Below are 464 nucleotides of genomic sequence, written 5' to 3' on the forward strand. Positions count from 1 at the left end.
TCCTCGGCGAGGCGGAAGGCCTCGCGGATGCGCGACGGGATGTTGTCGGCGGAGGCGAACTGGTGGGTGTACTTGGTGAGCGGCGCCATCATGCGGCACACGTCGAGAATCTGGAACCGGCCCTGCTTGGATTTCTTGATCGGCTTCTGGCCGGTCAGCATCAGCATGGGCATGCCGCCGAGGTAGGCGTAGGCGCCGGCGGTGACCAGGTTGGTGGCACCGGGGCCAAGGGTGGACAGGCAGACACCGGTCTTGCCGGTGAAGCGGCCGTAGGTGGCGGCCATGAAGCCGGCGGACTGCTCGTGGCGAGTCAGGATCAGCTTGATCTGCGAGGAGCGGCGCAGGGATTCGAGCAGGTCCAGGTTCTCTTCGCCGGGGATGCCGAAGATGTATTCCACACCCTCGTTTTCCAGGCAGCGAACGACCAGGTCGGAGGCCTTCATCATGAGTCTTATATTCCTTGT

At 63.6% G+C, this 464-nt stretch carries 1 protein-coding gene; it reads right to left on the reverse strand.

The features are described from left to right. The coding region (locus ACYJP6_RS24165) for a thiamine pyrophosphate-binding protein (RefSeq protein ID WP_459478560.1) at positions 1-446 on the reverse strand (446 nt) is incomplete at its 3' end. Positions 447-464: the final 18 nt, after the last annotated feature.

Source organism: Pseudomonas sp. No.117 (genome assembly GCF_054558395.1).